The sequence below is a fragment of the Streptomyces sp. CNX435 genome, assembly GCF_059570575.1.
This window is the reverse complement of the sequence record NZ_JCANTA010000010.1, coordinates 199622-217751: the sequence shown is the minus strand read 5'-3', so window position 1 is coordinate 217751 and position 18130 is coordinate 199622. Positions and strand designations below refer to the sequence as shown.

Below are 18130 nucleotides of genomic sequence, written 5' to 3'. Positions count from 1 at the left end.
CGTGACGTGGCGTGACGCCGAACCCTACAGCGGCGCCGGCGCCGGCTTCTGTTCCTCCGCCGGTACGTCCGTCTCCTCCGCTCCCGGCGCCTTCGGCGCCCCCGGGTCGTCGCCCGCCGGCGTACGGCGCCCGCGCCCGCGACGGCCGCCGCGGCGGCCCCGCATCGGGTCCAGGAGCCGCTCGGCGACGACGAGCACGCCCTCCAGCACCAGGGCCAGCACCGCCACCAGGAAGGCGCCGGCCACCACCATCGGGGTGTTGTACGTCCGGAAGCCGGCGGTGATGATCCGGCCCAGCCCGCCGCCGCCCGCGATGGCCGCCAGCGTGGCCGTCGCGACGACCTGCACCGTCGCCGACCGCAGGCCGGTCATCACCAGCGGGTAACCCAGCGGCAGCTCCACCCGGCCCAGCAGCTGCGGCCCGGACATGCCCATGCCCCGCGCCGCCTCCACCACGTCCCGGTCGGCCTCGCGGATGCCCACGTACGCGTTCGTCAGCAGCGGCGGCACCGCGAACAGCACCAGCGCGATGACCGTCGGCCAGTCCCCGTGCATCCGCAGCGGGGTGAGCAGGAGCAGCCCGAGCACCGCGAGCGTGGGCACGGCCCGGCCGACGTTCGAGATGTTGATCGCGAGCGTGCCGCCCTTGCCGATGTGGCCCAGCCAGAACGCGATCGGCAGCGCGATGGCACAGGCGATGGCGAGCGACATGCCCGTCAGATACAGGTGTTCGCCCAGGCGCACGCCGATGCCGCTCTGCCCCGACCAGTTCGACCCCGTGGTCAGCCACGTCCACGCATCCGCGATGGTGCCCATCAGGCCGCCTCCTTCTGCCGCTGCCGCCCGGCCGCCCTCGCGCGGAACCTGCCGCCACCGGCTCCGCGCTGCGTCCGCGCCCACGGTGTCAGCAGCCGCTGCAGCCCCAGGAGCAGCAGGTCGGCCAGCACGGCGAGCAGCACGCAGAGTACCGACGCGGTCAGCACCTGGGCCTTGAACAGGCTGCGCATGCCCTCGACGATGAGGTTGCCCAGGCCGCCGTAGCCCATGATTCCGCCGACTGTCGTCATCGCGATCGTCGACACCGTCGCTATTCGCAGCCCGGCCATGACGGCGGGCAGCGCGAGCGGCAGCTCGACGGCGAACAGCAGCCGCGTCTGCCCGTACCCCATCCCGCGTGCCGCCTCCAGGGTCTCCGCCGGCACGGAGTCGAGCCCCGCCAGCAGGTTGCGGATGAGGATCGTCAGCGAATAGAGCACGAGGCCGGTGACGACGACGGACGCCGAAATGCCCATCAGCGGGACCAGCAGGGAGAACATGGCGAGCGACGGAATCGTGTACAGCACCGTCGTCAGGCCGAGCACCGGGCCAGTCAGCACCCGCCAGCGGCGGGCGATCAGCGCCAGCGGAAGGGAGACCAGCAGGCCGATCGCCACGGACGCGAGCGTGATCCAGACGTGCTGGACCGTGGCGTCGACGAGCTCGTCGCTGCGGCTGCGGACGTATTCACCGCAGATCCACTCGTTCGCTGCCAGGCAGCTGGAGGCTTTCACGCCACCGCTCCTTCCCGTAGGCAGCTCCATTAGACCTTCCGCCTCTGACATCGGAGGCCGCGGGCAGGGCACAATGTGGAAACATGATCCGATTCGAGCACGTGTCCAAGCGGTACCCCGATGGGACCAACGCGGTGAGCGACCTGTCGTTCGAGGCCGCCGAGGGCGAGCTGGTGACGCTGGTCGGTTCGTCCGGCTGTGGCAAGACGACCACCCTGAAGATGGTCAACCGGCTCATCGAGCCGACCTCCGGCAGCATCGAGGTCGACGGTGTGGACGTCATGGCCGCCGACCCCGTCGAACTGCGCCGCCACATCGGCTACTGCATCCAGAACGTCGGCCTTTTCCCGCACAGGACCGTCCTCGACAACACCGCCACCGTGCCCCACCTGCTGGGCTGGCCGCGCGAGAAGCGGCTCAAGCGGGCGGCGGAGCTGCTGGACATGGTCGGCCTCGACCCGGCCGAACACGGCCGCCGCTACCCCGACCAGCTCTCCGGCGGCCAGCGTCAGCGCGTCGGCGTGGCGCGTGCGCTGGCGGCGGATCCGCCGGTGCTGCTGATGGACGAGCCGTTCGGGGCGGTGGACCCGGTGGTGCGGGAGCACCTGCAGAACGAGTTCCTGAAGCTGCAGGCGCGGATGCGCAAGACCGTGCTCTTCGTCACACACGACATCGAGGAGGCGGTACGGCTCGGGGACCGCATCGCGGTCTTCGGGAACGGGAAGATCGAGCAGTTCGACTCGCCGGCGGCGGTCCTGGGCGCGCCCGCGACCCCGTACGTCGCCGACTTCGTCGGCGCCGACCGAGGGCTGAAGCGGCTGTCGGTGACGGAGATCGAGCGCGGCGACCTGGAGGAGCCGCCGGTGGTCCGGCTCGACGACGACGCCCGGGCGGCGGGCGCGGCGCTACGGGACCGGGGCGCGCGGTGGGCGGTCGTGCTGGACGGCGAAGGCGAACTGCACGGGTGGGTCGGGGCGGACGAGATCGCCAAGGGCGGCGCCGTGTCGGACTACGCGCGGCGGATGGACGCCTGGCTGCCGCTGGGGGCGAGCCTGAAGAGGGCGTTCGCGACGATGCTGCAGTACGACGCGGGGTGGATCGCGGTGGTGGACGACGAGGAGACGGGGCGGTTCGTCGGCGTCCTGACGCCGGCCAGCCTGCACGAGGCGCTGCGGCGGTCGATAGACGCGGACGCGCGGGCGGTGGCCCGGGCGGAGGTGGAGCTGGACTCGCTGCCGCAGGTGTGAGGCGCCGCGGCGGGCGCGTCAGGGCAGCACCGGGGCGATGCCGACGTGGTGGGCCAGCCAGGTGAAGCCGCCGAGCCCGGCGGGGTCGAGGAGTTCGGCCGCCTGCCCGGCGGCGGCGAGCCGCCGCAGGTAGCCGGCGGGGTCGGTCGACGCCAGCGCCAGCGGCGGCCGGCTGCCGTCAAGCCCGAGCCCCCGCAGCGCCTCCCGCTGCGACAGCAGCAGCGGCTGCCCGTCCCGCGTCGGCGCCGCGGCACCGGACGGCAGGTCCAGCGGGTGCGGTGGCGAGCCGTCGCCTGCACCCTCCGGCCGGCCCGGGCGGTCGGCACCCCGCCCACCGGCCTGCTCACCGGCCCGGCCACCGGCCCGCCCACCGGCCCGCTCACCGGCCCGCTCACCGGCCCGCTCACCAGCCCGGCCACCGGCCCGCTCACCGGCCCGGCCGCCGCCACCGTCCTCCGCCGGCACCGGACCGATGCCCCCGCCGAGCGCTGCGGCCACCGCGTCCAGCGCCACGTGCGCCGTCACGTCGCAGCTACCGTCCGGCACCGGGGGCACCTCGTGCCCGTCGCGGAAGCCGGTCAGCGTGCCGTACGGAGGGCGGGTGGCCCGGGTGTGGGCGTAGTCCGCGGTGAGGGCGAGGCCGGAGGCCACCGCGCTGACCGCCGCCGACCACGCCACGTCGCGCGGGGCGCCGATCTCCGCCCGGCTGCCCGGCGGGGCGCCGGCCAGCGGCCACCAGCGGCGCAGCCACTCCGCGTCGGCACCGCCGACCTCCGCGCCCAGCCGCTCCGTGCCGTCCGCCGCGACCTCCACGTACCGCGCGACGCCCCGCTCGTCCGTCTCCGCGACCTCCACCGGCACGTTGTCCAGCCACTCGTTGGCGAACAGCAGCCCCCGCACCCCCTCCCGCGGCCCCGCCAGCCACGTGATCCGCTCGTCCAGCCCCTCCGGCCGCGGGCCGACCTCCACCGCGTACGCCCGCAGCCGCCCGGGCCCCTCGTACGCCGCCAGCACCCCCGTCAGCAGCTCTCCCCGCCCCGCCCCGACGTCCACCACGTCCAGCTCCGCCGGCCGCCCGAGCGCGACCGCCACCCGCCCCGCCAGCTCCGCCACCGCCGCCGCGAACAGCGGCGACGCGTGCACCGAGGTACGGAAGTGCGCCGCCGCCCCGGCTCCGGGCCCGGGCCGGCGGTAGAAGCCCCCCGGCCCGTACAGCGCCCGCCCCATGGCCTCCCGCCAGCGCACCGGGCCGCTCGCGCGCGGGAGGCCCGCCGCGCCCGGTTCCGCGCCCGGTTCCGCGCCCGGTTCCGCCCCCGCGCCCCGTCCCCTCGTCCCACTGTTCTCCACAGGCGCATCCTCCACCCTGCGGAGTAGATGCATCGGCCAGGGATCGCCCCGCGGACTGACTCCCGCTTACGCGCGTTTGCCTACGCTGGGTGACGTGCAACGTGTCTACGACTTCCTCCGCCGGCATCCGACGCTGGTCGACAGCTTCTGGGCTGTCTGCCTCGTCTTGCTGACCGGCGCCTGGCTGGTCACCGTGGACACGACCATCGACGACAACCCGCACGCCCCCGTCACCGACGTCGCGAAGACGGTCGCGCTGGTCATCGGCATCGGCTATGCCGTCGTCGTCGGGCTGCGCCGCCGCTACCCCGAGCGCATGCTGCTCGTCGCCGGCGCGCTCGGCGTCGCGCAGGTCGTGCTGGACTCGTCGCCGGGCCCGGCGAACTTCGCCATGCTCGTCGTCATCTTCACCGTCGCCGCCGGCGACGTGCCCTGGGCGTCGCGGCTGGCGCTCACCGGCGCCGCCATCGCGCCCGCGATCAACCAGCTGCGCTGGCCGGACTCCAGCGGGACCGTCCTGGAGCAGGCCGTCGGCCTCGCCTTTCTGACCGTCCCGTTCCTGCTCGCCTGGGTGCTCGGCGACTCGCTGCGCACCCGCCGCGCCTACTACGCGCAGCTGGAGGAACGTGCCGCCCGCCTGGAGCGGGAGCGTGAGACGCAGTCGCGGATCGCGGTCGCGGCGGAGCGCGCGCGGATAGCCCGCGAGCTGCACGACGTCGTGGCGCACAACGTGTCCGTCATGGTCGTGCAGGCCGACGGCGCCGCATACGTGCTCGACAGCGCGCCGCAGCAGGCCAAGGAGGCGCTCACCACCATCTCCGGCACCGGCCGGCAGGCGCTGGCGGAGATGCGCCGGCTGCTGGGCGTGCTGCGCACCGGCGACCACGGCGCGGGCGGCGAGTACGTGCCGCAGCCCGGCGTGGAGCAGCTGGCGGAGCTGGTCGAGCAGGTGCGCGGGGCGGGGCTCACCGTCTCGTTCGAGGTGGCCGGATCGCCGCGGGAGCTGCCGAGCAGCATCGAGCTTGCGGCGTACCGCATCGTGCAGGAGGCGCTGACCAACACCCGCAAGCACGGCGGGCCGGAGGCGGGCGCCGCGGTGCGGCTGACGTACGGGGACGGTGAGCTGCAGGTGCTCGTCGAGGACGACGGCCGCGGGTCGCTGCCCGAGCTGTACGAGGAGGGCGGCGCCGACGGCCAGGGCCACGGGCTGATCGGCATGCGCGAGCGCGTGGGGATGACCGGCGGCGAGCTGGACGCGGGGCCGCGGCCCGGCGGCGGCTTCCGGGTACGGGCGGTGCTGCCGCTGAAGACGGCCGCCTGAGGGGCGGCTCGGCGGACGGCTTGGCGGACGGCTTGGCCGGCGTCCTGACGGACGGCTTACGGTCGGACGCGGGACGAGGCGGGAAACCAGGGCGGCACAGGCGGCCCTGCTGAAAGAGAAGGGACTCACGTGACGATCCGGGTCATGCTCGTGGACGACCAGGCGCTGCTGCGCACCGGCTTCCGGATGGTGCTGGCGGCCCAGCCCGACATGGACGTCGTCGCGGAGGCCGGGGACGGCGACGAGGCGCTGCAGCTCCTCGGCGTCACGAAGGTGGACGTCGTCCTGATGGACGTGCGCATGCCGCGCCTCGACGGCGTCGAGGCCACGCGGCGCATCTGCGCGGACAAGCCGGCGGAGGCGCCGCCGAAGGTGCTGATCCTGACCACCTTCGACCTCGACGAGTACGCCTTTTCCGCGCTGCAGGCCGGGGCGTCGGGCTTCATGCTCAAGGACGTACCGCCGGGCGACCTGCTGAGCGCCATCCGGGCCGTGCACAGCGGCGACGCGGTCGTCGCACCGAGCACGACGCGGCGGCTGATCGACCGGTTCACCGCCGTGATGCCCGCGCCCGCGGGCGAGCGGGCGCACCCGGAGCTGAAGCGGCTGACGGACCGGGAGCGCGAGGTGCTCCTGCTGATCGCGCAGGGGTTGTCGAACGGGGAGATCGCGGCGCGGCTGGTGCTGTCGGAGGCGACGGTCAAGACGCATGTGGGGCGGATCCTCACGAAGTTGGAGCTGCGGGACAGGGTGCAGGCGGTGGTCCTGGCATACGAGACGGGTCTGGTACGGGCCGGGAGCTGACGGCGCCCGTCCCCCTCAGCGCGGCCGTCTCAGCGCGGCTCTCTCAGTACGGCCCTCTCAGCGCAGCAGGCCCTCCAGCAGCGACCCGCCCAGCCGGGCGACCTCGGGCAGCGACAGCTCGTACTGCACGTACCGCCCGCGGCGCCGGGTGACGACCAGCCCCGCCTTCTTCAGCACCGCCAGGTGCCGCGACACCTCCGGCGCCGTCAGCTGGTGCACGGCGGCCAGCTCGCCCGTCGTCGTCGGCGTCCGCGAGATCGTGCGGCACAGCCGCAGCCGCACCGGATGGGCCAGCGCCTCCAGCCGGAGCTGCAGCGTCTCCAGCGCCGGGGTCCGGGGCAGGTCCGGCGACGGTATGGGGTACTGGATGACCGGCCGCCAGCCCGGCGCGTACACCACGAGCATGTGCGGCCAGCCGAACGCCGTCGGCAGGAACGTCACGCCCTCCCGCGCGGCGGCGCCGCCGTTGGTGAGCTTGTCGGCGATGATCCGCACCGAGCCGTCCTCGCCCTCGTCCAGCCGCAGTGCCCCCGACACGTCCGCCAGCGCCGCCTCCAGGCCCTTGCGGCGCAGGAGGTCCGTCTTGTGCCGGGCGTCGGCGGCCAGGGGGTGGCGGACCCGCTCCCACGTCTCGTCGAAGAAGGCCCGCGCGCAGTCCTCGAACAGCCGGCGCAGCCAGACCCGCAGCCCGTCGGGGTCCGCGAGCATCCGCTCCACGAACGCCGCCTGCCGCGGGCCGCGGGCGGCGGCGCGCTCGACGGCCATGCGGCGGGCGCCCGGGTCGGTGAGCGGGGAGGGGTCGACGTGCTGGTACGCCGGGTTGCACACGATCTCGAACGCGGCGGTGACGAAGGCGTCGTCCGGTATCCCGTCGAGCGCGTCCAGCTCCTCGGCGAGGGTCGCGCCGGGCGCGGCGGGCAGCAGGATGTCGGCCCGCCCGGCGCTCCACAGGAACCCGGCCTCGCTCAGCCGGTCCGCGAGCCCGGGGTCGAGCGCGGCGGCGGTCGCGGTCGTCCAGCCCGTCGCGCCCGGGTGGTGCGCGGGTGCGGCGAGCGCGTGCAGCGCGGCGCCCAGCTCGGCGAGCGGGGAGGGCACGAACCGGATGCGCTCGGCGGCCAGGCCGGTGATGTCGAGGGTGACGCTCATGGATCCATGTTCGGGTACGGCACTGACGCCGCGGGGGTCTGCGACCCCGCATCCGCGGCTGTGCAGTTGGACAAAGCCCGAATCGGCGGGCTCACATCCATCTGCGGTCAGTTGGACAGCGCCGGGCCGACGGCTCCCGGGCCGGCATCTTCCGGGCCCGCGGCTTCCGAGTCGGCAGCACCCGGGTCAGCGGCTCCCGCTCCCGCCGGCTCAGCCCCGGCCCCAGCACCGGGCCCAGCCGCCGCCCCTGCCCGCTCCACGCGCTCCACCAGCGCCGCCGCCTCCGCCGCCACGTCCGCAGCCGTCCACGCCAGCCCCGGCTCCGTCACCGTGACCTCGGTCACCGACAGCCCCGGCGGGTCACCCGGCTCCGCCCACACCCGGAACAGACACGTCCCCGTCTCCTCCGCCAGCGCCGTCCCTGCGTCCATCAGCGCCTCCGCCCCGTACGGCAGCCACACCTGGAACTGGTGCGTGTGCGGCACCTCCGGATGCACCCGGAAGAACGGGACCCCCGCCCCCGCGAGCCCCTCCCGCAGCGCCGCCGCGACCACCCGCGCCTGCGCCACGTACGACGGCAGCCGCGGCAGCTCCCGCTGCAGCCCCTCCAGCGCGGCCAGCGCCGCCGGCCACTGCTGGAACAGCTGGCCGCCGTACCGGTGCCGCCACGCCCGCGCCTCCGCCACGAACCCCGCCGGCCCCGCCAGCGCCGCGCCGGACAGCCCGCCCAGCGACTTGTAAAACGAGACGTACACGCTGTCCGCCAGCCCCGCGATCTCCGCCAGCCCGCGCCCGAAGTGCGTCGTGCACTCCCAGAGCCGGGCGCCGTCGACGTGGACGACCGCCTCCCGCTCCCGCGCCGCCGCGACGACCTCCGCCAGCTCCTCCCACTCCGGCAGCACGAACCCCGGCTCGCGCATCGGCAGCTCCAGCATCAGCGTGCCGAAGGGCTCGCCCAGAGCCCGCACCTCCGCCGCCGTGGCTATTCGCGGCTCGCGCGTGGGATGGACGGCGCGCAGCCCGGTGACGACCGCGTACGCCGCGCGCTCGTGCACCTCCAGATGGGCAAGCGGGTGCGAGGCGACGACGCGGCTGCCGGTGCGCTCCGCCCAGCAGCGCAGCGCGACCTGCTGCGCCATGGTGCCGGTGGGGAAGAACGCCGCGTCCTCGCAGCCGAGTAGCTCGGCGGTGCGCTGCTCCAGCACGCCGATGATCCCGCCTCCGTAGACGTCGACCTGCTGGTCGAGGTCTACGCCGCCGGGGCGGGCGGTGGCGAGGCGGGACAGCCGCGCGGAGATGGTGGGGAGGGAGGCCGAGAGGGTGCGCTCGGCCGCCGCCCACGTCGCGCGTCTACGGGTCATGAGGTCGTCCGCGTCCGTCATGGGCCCGATCATGCCCGCCCCGCCCCTCACGGCACAGCGGATTTACGCCCACTCCCGGCGACCGGCGACCGGCTCCCGGCGGCCGACCGCCCTCCGGCACGCACGCCGGCACGCACGCCCGCAAGCGGCCCGACGGGCAGCACGCGCGCGCACGCGCGTATCGCGCTCTTGGCGCCCCCCTCGGGCCGTACAGCGTGCTCAGACACACACCGGCGCACGGCGCCGCCGCAAGTACCATGAACCCGTACGTCCGGTACCCGAAGCGGACTGGAACGGAAGGCGACGTGAACCCCAGCCCCACCCCCGAGCCGCGGGAAAAGCCCGCCCGGCTCGCCGTCGGCGTGGTCGGCGCAGGCAGGGTCGGCCCGCCGCTCGCCGCCGCGCTCGCGCTCGCGGGCCACCGCCCCGTCGCCGTGCACGCCGTCTCCGACGGCGCTCGCCGGCGGGCCGACGAGCTGCTGCCCGACGTGCCCGTCACCGAGCCCGCCGAGGTGCTGGCCCGCGCCGACCTCGTGCTGCTCACCGTGCCCGACGACGTGCTGCCCGGCCTCGTCGAGGGCCTCGCCGGCACCGGCGCCGTACGCCCCGGGCAGCTGCTCGTGCACACCTCCGGCCGGTACGGGGCCGGGGTGCTGGAGGCCGCCACCCGCGTCGGCGGGCTGCCGCTCGCGCTGCACCCCGCGATGACCTTCACCGGAACCGCCGTCGACGTCCAGCGGCTCGCCGGCTGCTCCTTCGGCGTCACCGCGCCGGGCGAGCTGCGTACGGCGGCGGAGGCGCTGGTCGTGGAGATGGGCGGCGAACCGGAGTGGGTGGAGGAGTCGGCCCGGCCGCTCTACCACGCGGCGCTGGCCATCGGCGCCAACCACCTGGTCACGCTCGTCGCGCAGTCGATGGAGCTGCTGGCCAAGGCCGGCGTCGGCGCCCCCGACCGGATGCTGGGCCCGCTGCTCGGCGCCGCCCTCGACAACGCGCTGCGCAGCGGCGACGCGGCCCTCACCGGCCCGGTCGCGCGCGGCGACGCGGGCACCGTGGCGGCGCACATCGAGGAGCTGCGCGTGCACGCGCCGCAGGCCGTGCCCGCGTACGTCGCGATGGCCCGGGCGACGGCGGATCGCGCGCTCGCGGGCGGGCTGCTCAAGCCGGAGCTTGCCGAGGACCTGCTCGGGGTCCTCGCCGACGGAGGACGCTGAGGGACGGCGACGATGACCGCACTGCTCGTACACGAAGCCGCGCGTCTGCCGGAGCCGCCGGGGGCGCAGGAGCCACCGGGGGAGCCCGGCGGAGCACCTGAACGCCCGGCGCGCGCCGTGGTGATGACGTTGGGCGCGCTCCACGAGGGCCACGCCGCGCTCGTCCGCGCCGCCCGCGCCGAAGTGGGCCCGCGCGGGCAGGTCGTGGTCACCGTCTTCGTCAACCCGCTGCAGTTCGGCCCCGGCGAGGACCTGGACCGCTACCCCCGCACCCTGGAGGCCGACGTCCTGCTCGCGGGCAAGGCGGGCGCGGACGTCGTCTTCGCGCCGGCCGCCGACGAGGTCTACCCGGACGGCGAGCCGCAGATACGCATCAGCGCCGGGCCGATGGGGGAGCGGCTGGAGGGCACGTTCCGGCCCGGGCACTTCGACGGCGTGCTGACCGTCGTCGCGAAGCTGCTGCACCTGACCCGGCCGGACGTGGCGCTGTACGGGCAGAAGGACGCGCAGCAACTCGCGCTGATCACACGGATGGTGCGGGATCTCGACTTCCCGGTACGGATCGTCGGCGTGCCGACCGTACGCGAACCGGACGGGCTCGCGCTGTCCAGCCGCAACGTGTACCTCTCCGCGCCCGAGCGCGGCACGGCGCTCGCGCTGTCCCGCGCGCTGTACGCGGCGCGCGACCGGGCGGGCGCCGCGTCCGGCGGCCCGCGGGCGGCACTGGCGGCGGCGGAGACGGTGCTGCACGACGCGGGCGGGCTGACGCCGCCGCTGGAGCTGGACTACGTGGCGCTGGTGGACCCGGCGGACTTCACGCCGGTGACGGCGGACGGAGCAGCGTCGGCAGCAGCAGTAGTAGTAGGAGAAGAATCCGGCACGGCCGCCGACGCGACCGCGAAGGACGACGGCACCGCGCCCCCCGCCCCGTACCGCGGCGAAGCCGTCCTCGCCGTCGCCGCCAGGGTCGGCGCCACCCGCCTCATCGACAACATCCGCCTCACCTTCGGGAGAACCCCGTGACCGCGATACGGCTCGGCGCCCCCGCGCCCGGCTGGGTGCTGGACACCGACGTCGTCGTGGTCGGCTCCGGCGTCGCCGGCCTCACCGCCGCGCTGCGCTGCGCCGAGGCGGGCCGCCGGGTCGCCGTCGTCACCAAGGCCAACCTCGACGACGGCTCCACCCGCTGGGCCCAGGGCGGCATCGCCGCCGCCCTCGGCGACGGCGACACCCCCGAGCAGCACCTCGCCGACACCCTCGTCGCCGGCGCCGGGCTGTGCGACGAGGACGCCGTGCGCACCCTCGTCACCGAGGGCCCCGCCGCCGTACGCCGCCTCATCGCCACCGGCGCCGCCTTCGACACCGACCCCGCCACCGGCGCCATCGAGCTGACCCGCGAGGGCGGCCACCACCGCCGCCGCATCGCGCACGCGGGCGGTGACGCGACCGGCGCGGAGGTCTCCCGCGCGCTGGTCGAGGCGGTGCGCGAGGCGGGCATCGAGACCGTCGAGCACGCGCTCGTACTCGACCTGATCAAGGACGCGGAAGGGCGCGCCGCCGGCGTTACGTTGCACGTCATGGGCGAGGGCGCGCGCGACGGCGTGGGCGCCGTGCACGCCCCCGCGGTGGTGCTCGCCACCGGCGGCATGGGCCAGGTCTTCTCCGCGACCACCAACCCGGCGGTCTCCACCGGCGACGGCGTCGCGCTCGCGCTGCGCGCCGGGGCGGAGGTGTCCGACCTGGAGTTCGTGCAGTTCCACCCGACGGTGATGTTCCTGGGCGCGGACGCGCAGGGCCAGCAGCCGCTGGTCTCCGAGGCGGTACGGGGCGAGGGCGCCCACCTCGTCGACGCGGACGGCGTGCGGTTCATGGTGGGCCGGCACGAGCTGGCGGAGCTGGCGCCGCGCGACATCGTGGCGAAGGGCATCATGCGGCGCATGCACGAGAACGGCGCCGACCACATGTACCTCGACGGGCGGCACTTCGGCGCGGAGATGTGGAAGCAGCGCTTCCCCACGATCTTCGCGGCCTGCCGCGCGCACGGCTTCGACCCGGTCCACGACCTCGTCCCGGTCGCCCCGGCGGCCCACTACGCCTCCGGCGGTGTCGTCACGGACCTGCGCGGGCGGACGAGCGTCCCGGGGCTGTACGCCTGCGGGGAGGTGGCCTGCACGGGGGTGCACGGAGCGAACCGGCTGGCGTCCAACTCCCTGCTGGAGGGCCTGGTCTTCGCCGAGCGCATCGCGGCGGACGTCGCGCGCGCGCCCGTACCGCAGGGCCCGGCTCCGGCACCGGGAGAGGGCGGCCCGCCCCGGGAGATCCCCCTCCTCCCGCCGGACGCCCGCTCGGAGATCCAGCGCGTGATGACCGCCGGCGCCGGCGTCCTGCGCTCCGCCGCCAGCCTCGCGGAGGCCGCCGCGGAGCTGCGCGCGGTACGTGACACCGCGCGGCCCGCCGCGGCGGCGCCGTGCGTGGAGACCTGGGAGGCGACCAACCTCCTGCTCGTCGCGCAGGTCCTCGTCGAGTGCGCCCGGCGCCGCGCCGAGACCCGCGGTTCGCACTGGCGCGAGGACCACGCCGACCGGGACGACGCCCGCTGGGCCCGCCACTTCCTCGTCACCCTCACCCCCGGCCCCGCAGACCCCGGCCCCGTACCCCCCGGCCCCGCAGACCCCGGCCCCGCACACCCCGGCCCCGCACACCCCGAACCCGCAGACCCCGCACTCGCCGTCCGGACCACGGCCGGCACCGCCTTCCACCGGGAGACCCCGTGAGCAGCACCCCAGAGCCCCACCGACCCCAGCCCGTGGAGCTGACCCTCCTGCCCCTCGGCGGCCCGGACGCAGGCGCCGACGCCGACGCGGACGGCGGCTGCGGCGACGCCTGCGGCTGCGGGGCAGCGGACGGTGCCGAAGGGGCGTACGACCCCCTGGAGTGCGGCCTCGACCCCGGCCTCGCGCAGCTCCTCGCCGACGCGGGCCTCGACCCCGTCTACGTCGAGGACGTCGCCCACCTCGCCGTCGAGGAGGACCTCGACCACGGCGTCGACGTGACGACCGTCGCCACCGTCCCCGAAGAAGCCGTCGCCACCGGCGACTTCACCGCCCGCGAAGCCGGCGTCGTCGCCGGTCTGCGCGTCGCCGAGGCCGTGCTGTCCGTCGTCTGCACCGACGACATGGAGGTCGAGCGGCACGCCGAGGACGGCGACCGGATCGCGGCCGGACAGCCGCTGCTGACGGTCCGTACCCGCACCCGCGACCTGCTCACCGCCGAGCGCAGCGCGCTCAACCTCCTCTGCCGCCTCTCCGGCATCGCCACCGCCACCCGCGCCTGGGCCGACGCCCTCGACGGCACCGCCGCGCAGGTCCGCGACACCCGCAAGACGACGCCCGGCCTGCGCGCGCTGGAGAAGTACGCGGTGCGCTGCGGCGGCGGCGTCAACCACCGCATGTCGCTCTCGGACGCGGCGCTGGTCAAGGACAACCACGTGGTCGCGGCGGGCGGTCTGGCCGCGGCGTTCCGGCTCGTACGGGCCGAGTTCCCGGACCTGGACGTGGAGGTGGAGGCGGACACCCTGCACCAGGTGCGCGAGGCCGTCGACGCGGGCGCCGACCTGATCCTGCTGGACAACTTCACGCCCGTCGAGACCGAGGAGGCCGTGGCGCTCGTCGCCGGCCGCGCCCGGCTGGAATCGTCCGGGCGGCTGACGCTCGACAACGCGCGCGTGTATGCCGAAACGGGCGTCGACTACCTGGCGGTAGGAGCGCTCACCCACTCCACCCCCATCCTCGACATCGGCCTCGACCTCCGTGAGGAGGGCGACGGCTAGATGCTCCTCACCATCGACGTCGGGAACACCCACACCGTCCTCGGCCTCTTCGACGGCGAGGAGATCGTCGAACACTGGCGCATCTCCACCGACGCGCGCCGCACCGCGGACGAGCTAGCGGTGCTGCTGCAGGGCCTGATGGGCATGCACCCGCTGCTCGGCGAGGAGCTGGGCGACGGCATCCACGGCATCGCCATCTGCTCCACCGTCCCCTCCGTGCTGCAGGAGCTGCGCGAGGTCACCCGCCGCTACTACGGCGACGTCCCCTCCGTGCTCGTCGAGCCCGGCGTGAAGACCGGCGTGCCGGTGCTGATGGACAATCCTAAAGAGGTCGGCGCCGACCGGATCATCAACGCCCTGGCGGCGGCCGAGCTGTACGGCGGCCCGGCCATCGTCGTCGACTTCGGCACGGCGACGACGTTCGACGCGGTCAGCGAGCGCGGCGAGTACGTCGGCGGGGTCATCGCGCCGGGCATCGAGATCTCCACGGAGGCGCTGGGGGTGCGCGGCGCGCAGCTGCGCAAGATCGAACTGGCCCGGCCGCGCGCGGTGATCGGCAAGAACACGGTCGAGGCCATGCAGTCCGGCATCCTCTACGGGTTCGCGGGGCAGGTCGACGGCGTGGTGAACCGCATGGCGGGGGAGCTGGCTGACGACCCGGACGAGGTCACCGTCATCGCGACGGGCGGGCTGGCGCCGATGATGCTGGCCGACTCCTCGGTGATCGACGAGCACGAGCCGTGGCTGACGCTGATCGGCCTCCGCCTGGTCTACGAGCGGAACGTCTCGACCACCTGACGGGTACGCGGCGGCGACCCGCCCCCCGCGCCGACAGCCCGTTCCGCGCGCCTTCGCGGCCTGAGCCCCGTTCAGGGCCTAAAGTCGGATTATGCCTACGCCATACGGTTCCCGAGGCGGTGTGGCGCTCAGCGCCGACGAGCTGCGCGTCGTGCGCGACGCGCTGGCCATTGCCATCGAGTCGAGTTGGGGCCTGCCCAGGCCCGCCAGGGGTGACGGATCCGCCAGGGGTGACGGAACGGACCCGGCCGTCGCGCCGGCGGTCCGGCGCGGTGCCGTCGTACGGGACTGCACGGAGCTGGCCGCGGCGTTGGACGAGACGGCGGCCGAGGCGGACCGGATGCGCCTGTTCCGTAACGCCGACCTCGCGCACTACCGCGCCGCGCTGCCCGGGAGCGCGTCCGGGTACGCGGCGCTGCTGCACGAGGCGTTGGCCGCCGGCTACGTGCCGCGGCAGGCGGACATCGCCGCACTGCGCGCCCTGTGCGCCGACTCGGCGGACTCGACGGTGGCGGAGCGCCGCCGGCGGCTGCTGCGGCGCTGCGAGGCGCTGACGGCGGGCCAGGTGCCGCCGCGCCGCCGCCCGGCCCCGTCGGCGCCCTCGGTGCCGTCCGTGCCCTCGGTGCCGTCGGCGCTGCTGCCGCGGCCCGCGCTGCGGGCGCTGCCCGGCGGCAGGGAGGCGCGCGGTACGCGGGTGGTACGGGGATCCGAGGAGACCCAGCCCGCCCCGGGCCGGCAGCCCCGCAAGCCCGGCGGGCAGCCGCAGCAGCGACCGCCCCGCGAGGAGCCCCCGGACCGCCGGCCCGCGTCCCCGAACCGGCCGGTGCCCACGCCAGCGGAGGTCTTCCCGCCGCGCCGCCGCCGCCCGGCCCCGCCCGCCGAGCAGCTGCTACGTCCCCCCACAGCCCGCACGGCCTGACCCCGGGCGCCATACCGCCCCCGTCGCACATCCGCACCTCCCGCCGCCCCACCGCCGCGGCTCGGGAGGTGGCGGGCTACGCTGGAGGCCGCGGCACCTCCGCGGCGCCCGCGCCCAGTAGCCCGCAAACGATGGATGACTCTCATGGATTACGTCTCCGCGCTGCTGCCGTCGACCGTCATGGCCGTCGCCTTCACCGTGATGATCGTGACGATCGTCAAGAACCAGGGCGGTCCCAACAAGGCCAAGGAAGACGCCGCCGTCGACGCCGCATTCGCGCAGGCCGAGGGGTCGAAGCAGAAGTCGGCCGAGTAAGCCCGCGCACCCGGTAACGGGCGGGTCCCGCCGCCCGAATCGCCACGCCCACCGATCCCTTCTCCGTCCCAAACGTCCCATTGTTCACCCCCCTACGGGTATTGTGCTGGCGTGGTCCGGCCATTGGGAGAGCTCGAAGACACCGTCATGACCCGGGTGTGGGAGTGGAACCGCCCGGTCACCGTCCGGGAAGTGCTGGAAGACCTCCAGCAGGAACGCTCTCTCGCGTACACCACCGTCATGACCGTAATGGACAACCTCCACCAGAAGGGCTGGCTGCGGCGCGCTCCCGAAGGCCGCGCCTATCGATATGAAGCGGTGTCCACCCGGGCCGCCTACTCGGCCGCACTCATGAACGAGGCGTGGGCCGCCAGCGACAATCCCGCGGCCGCGCTTGTCGCCTTCTTCGGCATGATGTCACCGGCCCAGCTCGACGCCCTGCGCGATGCGCTACGCGTCGTGTCGCTGGACTCACCCGGTGACACCGAAGCCGGTGACGGCGAAGCAAGCGCGTGACGATAGCGTCCCGGCATGTCCAGCGATTCTTACGGGGTCACCATCCGGCGCGCCCGCACCACGGATGTCCCGGCCATCCGGCGGCTGCTCGACCCCTACGTGCACCGCGACATCCTTCTCGACAAAGCCACCGTGACGCTTTACGAGGACATCCAGGAGTTCTGGGTGGCGGAGCGGGACGCGGACGCCGCCGTGGTCGGCTGCGGGGCGCTGCACGTGATGTGGGAGGACCTCGCGGAGGTACGCACGCTCGCGGTGGATCCGGCCCGCAAGGGCACCGGCGTCGGCCACCAACTCCTTGGCAAGTTGCTGCACACCGCCCGCTGGCTCGGTGTCAGCCGAATTTTCTGCCTCACGTTCGAAGTGGACTTCTTCGCGAAGCACGGCTTCGTCGAGATCGGTGAGACTCCGGTGGACCAGGACGTCTACAGCGAGCTGCTGCGCTCGTATGACGAGGGCGTTGCCGAGTTCCTGGGCCTGGAGCGGGTGAAGCCCAACACCCTCGGCAACAGCAGGATGCTGCTGCATCTCTGATCGCTTTGTCCGAATCGCGAAGATATTGTTGGGCAAGTTCTCCGGCAGGGTTTGAGTTTTCCGCTGAAAAGCGGTTTGCTTTCGCCAGCACACATTGTTCTGATGAAAGGGAAGCCCGGTGGCTCAGAAGGTTCAGGTCCTTCTCGTCGATGATCTCGATGGCGGTGAGGCAGACGAGACCGTGACGTTCGCTCTCGACGGCAAGTCCTACGAGATCGACCTCACCACGTCCAACGCGGAAAAGCTCCGCACCGCTCTGGAGCAGTACGTGAAGAGTGGCCGCAGGACCGGTGGCCGCGCCACGAAGCGTTCTCGCGGCGGTGCGTCCGGCAGCCAGGACACGGCGAAGATCCGCGCGTGGGCGAAGGAGCAGGGTTACGAGGTCAGCGAGCGTGGCCGTGTTCCGGCGAACATCCGCGAGGCATACGAAAAGGCGAACGGCTGACGTTCAGGGTGAGGCGGTGGCAGGCTGTCGCCGCCGCGCTCACCAGCCGTACCAGATCCGGCCGGTCCGTAACCCGGTTCCGGGCCGGAACAACGGCGCCGTCCGTACCACCCCTGTCCCCATCCGTTTCGACAGCATTCCGGACGACGCCTCCGGCGACATGCACACCCATGTCGTCTTCTCCGACATCCCCGTCCACGACTCCGCCCCCGCGGCCGGCCCCCGTCCCCACGGGCAGCCGCACCGCGGGGAGCCGCGCCAGTGCCGCCCTGCCCGGCGGCCGCAGCCACAGCGTCGGCGGCCAGCTCCGTACCGCCGCCGGCGCCGCACTCAGGTCCAGCGGGATGCCGCCCCACTCCAGCCAGTCCAGCAGCCCCGGCAGCTCCGCCGCGCCGCCCTCGGCGATCAGGAAGCGCATCCGGCCGCCGGTCAGCGCCACGGGCCCGGTGGCGGGCCGCCCGCGCAGCACATCCCAGCCGGCCTCCGCGGGCATCTCCAGTACGTCGCAGCGCAGCGCCCCGGGCGGCGGCACACCCCGCGGGGACGCCCCGGCGACCGTCTCCACGGCCATCTCCCCGTCGGACTCCCCGTCCGGCTCCACGGCCGACTCCACGTCCGGCTCCGAGGCCGACTCCGGGGCCCGCTCCGCGGCAGGCCCGTTCCAGCCGTAGCCGCCCGCAGGGGCGGGCCGCCCCTGCGGGCCGGTCTGGCGCGGGATCACGGTGCCGCTCACACCCTGAGCAACGGGGTCGGGCCGGCGTTGGTTACGACATGTGTCGTTCCC

19 protein-coding genes are annotated in these 18130 nt (G+C 74.5%); 13 read left to right on the top strand and 6 right to left on the bottom strand.

Annotated features, from left to right (window positions below; translation table 11 throughout):
- Positions 1 to 24: 24 nt before the first annotated feature.
- Positions 25 to 816, bottom strand: coding sequence for an ABC transporter permease (locus tag T328_RS18960; protein WP_496497262.1), 792 nt, complete (start codon positions 814 to 816; stop codon positions 25 to 27).
- Positions 816 to 1550 (bottom strand): ABC transporter permease, encoded by a 735-nt coding sequence (locus tag T328_RS18955; RefSeq protein WP_496497261.1) that lies wholly within the window; start codon positions 1548 to 1550, stop codon positions 816 to 818. Before T328_RS18955 ends, T328_RS18960 begins: the two co-directional genes overlap by 1 nt.
- An 83-nt stretch (positions 1551 to 1633) precedes the next feature.
- On the opposite strand from T328_RS18955, the gene T328_RS18950 reads away from it, so the two are divergent.
- Positions 1634 to 2797, top strand: coding sequence for an ABC transporter ATP-binding protein (locus T328_RS18950; protein ID WP_496497260.1), 1164 nt, complete (start codon positions 1634 to 1636; stop codon positions 2795 to 2797).
- Positions 2798 to 2815: 18 nt separating this feature from the next.
- Here the strand turns inward: T328_RS18950 and T328_RS18945 are convergent, their stop codons facing one another.
- A complete protein-coding gene (locus T328_RS18945; protein WP_496497259.1) occupies positions 2816 to 4144 on the bottom strand; it encodes an SAM-dependent methyltransferase in 1329 nt (442 codons plus the stop codon).
- 94 nt (positions 4145 to 4238) lie between these two features.
- On the opposite strand from T328_RS18945, the gene T328_RS18940 reads away from it, so the two are divergent.
- Positions 4239 to 5465 carry a sensor histidine kinase gene (locus T328_RS18940; protein ID WP_496497258.1) on the top strand — a complete coding sequence of 409 codons (1227 nt, stop codon included), beginning with the start codon at positions 4239 to 4241 and terminating at the stop codon, positions 5463 to 5465.
- Positions 5466 to 5594: 129 nt separating this feature from the next.
- On the top strand, positions 5595 to 6269 hold the full coding sequence (locus T328_RS18935) for a response regulator (protein WP_496497257.1): 675 nt from the start codon (positions 5595 to 5597) through the stop codon (positions 6267 to 6269).
- Between the two features lie 57 nt (positions 6270 to 6326).
- Here the strand turns inward: T328_RS18935 and T328_RS18930 are convergent, their stop codons facing one another.
- A complete protein-coding gene (locus T328_RS18930; RefSeq protein WP_496497256.1) occupies positions 6327 to 7415 on the bottom strand; it encodes a DUF5937 family protein in 1089 nt (362 codons plus the stop codon).
- A gap of 107 nt (positions 7416 to 7522) precedes the next feature.
- Positions 7523 to 8797: a threonine aldolase family protein gene (locus T328_RS18925; protein ID WP_496497255.1), complete on the bottom strand. Its 1275-nt coding sequence runs from the start codon at positions 8795 to 8797 to the stop codon at positions 7523 to 7525.
- Positions 8798 to 9081: 284 nt separating this feature from the next.
- Between T328_RS18925 and T328_RS18920 the strand changes: the two genes are divergently transcribed.
- From T328_RS18920 to T328_RS18875, 10 genes are all read left to right on the top strand, one after another.
- Entirely contained in the window at positions 9082 to 9990 is a 909-nt protein-coding gene (locus tag T328_RS18920) for a Rossmann-like and DUF2520 domain-containing protein (protein WP_496497254.1), read from the top strand.
- A gap of 12 nt (positions 9991 to 10002) precedes the next feature.
- Positions 10003 to 11013: a pantoate--beta-alanine ligase gene (panC, locus tag T328_RS18915; protein ID WP_496497253.1), complete on the top strand. Its 1011-nt coding sequence runs from the start codon at positions 10003 to 10005 to the stop codon at positions 11011 to 11013.
- Positions 11010 to 12764, top strand: coding sequence for an L-aspartate oxidase (locus tag T328_RS18910; protein WP_496497252.1), 1755 nt, complete (start codon positions 11010 to 11012; stop codon positions 12762 to 12764). Before panC ends, T328_RS18910 begins: the two co-directional genes overlap by 4 nt.
- Before the next feature lie 32 nt (positions 12765 to 12796).
- Positions 12797 to 13819, top strand: coding sequence for a carboxylating nicotinate-nucleotide diphosphorylase (gene nadC, locus T328_RS18905; protein WP_496497292.1), 1023 nt, complete (start codon positions 12797 to 12799; stop codon positions 13817 to 13819).
- Positions 13820 to 14617 carry a type III pantothenate kinase gene (locus tag T328_RS18900; RefSeq protein ID WP_496497251.1) on the top strand — a complete coding sequence of 266 codons (798 nt, stop codon included), beginning with the start codon at positions 13820 to 13822 and terminating at the stop codon, positions 14615 to 14617. It abuts the gene before it with no gap.
- Positions 14618 to 14708: 91 nt separating this feature from the next.
- The gene (locus tag T328_RS18895) at positions 14709 to 15536 is read left to right on the top strand and encodes a hypothetical protein (RefSeq protein WP_496497250.1); all 828 of its coding nucleotides are present in this window, start codon (positions 14709 to 14711) and stop codon (positions 15534 to 15536) included.
- 144 nt (positions 15537 to 15680) lie between these two features.
- The gene (locus T328_RS18890; protein WP_496497249.1) at positions 15681 to 15851 is read left to right on the top strand and encodes a hypothetical protein; all 171 of its coding nucleotides are present in this window, start codon (positions 15681 to 15683) and stop codon (positions 15849 to 15851) included.
- A gap of 111 nt (positions 15852 to 15962) precedes the next feature.
- Positions 15963 to 16367 carry a BlaI/MecI/CopY family transcriptional regulator gene (locus T328_RS18885; protein ID WP_145900450.1) on the top strand — a complete coding sequence of 135 codons (405 nt, stop codon included), beginning with the start codon at positions 15963 to 15965 and terminating at the stop codon, positions 16365 to 16367.
- A 15-nt stretch (positions 16368 to 16382) separates the two neighbouring features.
- Positions 16383 to 16901, top strand: coding sequence for an amino-acid N-acetyltransferase (locus T328_RS18880; protein WP_496497248.1), 519 nt, complete (start codon positions 16383 to 16385; stop codon positions 16899 to 16901).
- A gap of 118 nt (positions 16902 to 17019) precedes the next feature.
- Positions 17020 to 17346, top strand: coding sequence for a histone-like nucleoid-structuring protein Lsr2 (locus T328_RS18875; protein WP_496497247.1), 327 nt, complete (start codon positions 17020 to 17022; stop codon positions 17344 to 17346).
- Here the strand turns inward: T328_RS18875 and T328_RS18870 are convergent.
- Positions 17285 to 18079, bottom strand: a complete 795-nt coding sequence (locus tag T328_RS18870; protein WP_496497246.1) for a hypothetical protein — start codon at positions 18077 to 18079, stop codon at positions 17285 to 17287. The two genes, T328_RS18875 and T328_RS18870, sit on opposite strands and share 62 nt — an antisense overlap.
- Positions 18080 to 18130: the final 51 nt, after the last annotated feature.